The organism is Hydrogenophaga sp. (genome assembly GCF_041633695.1).
Lineage (GTDB): Bacteria > Pseudomonadota > Gammaproteobacteria > Burkholderiales > Burkholderiaceae_C > Hydrogenophaga.
Genome location: NZ_JBFJMY010000663.1, coordinates 1 through 1,748 on the forward strand (window position 1 = coordinate 1; position 1,748 = coordinate 1,748).

2 protein-coding genes are annotated in these 1,748 nt (G+C 65.2%); both read left to right on the top strand.

Going from position 1 to position 1,748, the window contains the following annotated elements; translation table 11 throughout:
- On the top strand, positions 1-418 hold a 418-nt coding region (locus tag ABYB95_RS22980; protein ID WP_372662513.1), incomplete at its 5' end, for a nucleotide-binding domain containing protein.
- Positions 419-548: 130 nt separating this feature from the next.
- Positions 549-1,418, top strand: coding sequence for a ribokinase (locus ABYB95_RS22985; RefSeq protein WP_372662517.1), 870 nt, complete (start codon positions 549-551; stop codon positions 1,416-1,418).
- Positions 1,419-1,748: the final 330 nt, after the last annotated feature.

Below are 1,748 nucleotides of genomic sequence, written 5' to 3' on the forward strand. Positions count from 1 at the left end.
CGCCGGCGCGGGATGCGCCGAGCAGGCGGTTGTGCTGGCTCAGGCCTGTGAGGCGCTGGACGCCGGACGCAGCGTCATCGCGTACACAGCGCTGGGGCCGGACACGGCGGCCGAACGTTTCGACGACGCCGAGCCGCACGCCATTGGTCAGCGGCTCGGCCGCTTGCTGCGCGATCTGGTGGACCACGGCGGACTCAAGCGCGCGGTGGTGGCCGGTGGCGACACCTCCAGCCACGCCTTGCGCGAGCTCGACGTCTACGCACTCACCGTGGCCATGCCCCTGCCTCGCACGCCGGGCTCGCCGCTGTGCACCGCGCACAGCGACAACCCGGCGCTGAACGGCACGCAGATAGCCCTGAAGGGCGGCCAGATCGGGGCCATCGACTACTTCGCGGCGATCCGGGACGGGCGCCGGTAGAACGTGATGTGTCCGCGCAACGCGAAGCCGGGTGCGGTGTGCTCACCGGTTTTCATGGGACCATGCGCTCTACCGCTGACGCGCAGCAAGTTCCGCCTATGCACCTCCAACCTTCTTTGTTCGAGTAGCCATGTCGCCTTCCATCGCCGTATTGGGCAGTCTTCATCTGGATATCGTGGTTCATGCGCCCAGGCTTCCCCTGTTGGGCGAGACGCTGATGGGCAATCGCTGGGAGCCGATTCCGGGTGGCAAAGGTCTTAACCAGGCGGTGGCATGCGCTCGGGCAGGCGTTGCGACGCGCATGCTGGGTGCCACGGGCACCGATGATTTTTCAGCCCCCTTGTTGGCACACCTGCGCCAACACCAGGTGGACGTGAGTGGCGTCAAACAGGTCGCCGACGCTCGCTCGGGCATGTGCGTGGTGACCTCGGAGAGCGGTGGCGATTACGCGGCCGTGGTGGTGTCGGGCGTGAACGCGACCTTGGATACAGCAGATGTTGCCCAATGGGTCGATGCGCTGGCGGCGTCCTCTGCCCTGGTGCTTCAGAACGAAGTGCCCAGACCGGTCAACACGGCCGCCGCGCGTTACATGGCAACGCTGAACCGCCCTGTGATCTTGAATGCGGCCCCGTTTCGGGCGCTCGAGCCAGAGGATCTGGCAGGTGTGAGTCTGTTGGTGGTGAACGCGGTGGAGGCGGAAATGATGGGGGCAGCGCCCGTGACCGATCTGCTGTCGGCAGCGTGTGCCAGTTTGGATTTGCAGACCAGGCTGGGCATCACGGTGGTGGTCACCGCTGGTCCGCATGGCGTGGCGTGGACCGACACCAGAGGCCTGTCCAAGCACTTGGCTGGCAAGCCCGTGCAGGTGATTGCAACGCTGGGCGCGGGCGATACCTTTGTCGGGCATCTGGCTGCGGCCTTGGTCAATGGAAGCACGCTGGATGCGGCGGTAGCAGCGGCCAACGAAGCCGCGGCCAGGTTCGTCAGCACGCCCAGGTAGAGCCGGGCGGCTCGGGCTGTTGCAAATTTCAGATCCTCCGGGATCAGGCAGCCGCCCAACATGCTGGCGACGGATTCACGAAGCTCGGGTGAAAACGTGTTCTGCTGCATCGTGGCCCCGTTTTCTTGGGCCACGGAGCCACATTTAAACCCGGCCCATTCACACGGCGCCGAACGGACGGGCGCACTAAGATGGTACTTTGCCCATTTCTGGAGCCAGGTATGTTGAAGCTCAAATTTGTTGCAGCGGTCGTTGTCGGACTTCTGGCAGGGTGTGGCGCCGACGTGGCCAGCACGGCGGTCACGGTTGGCAAGCTGCAAGCGACGCAAG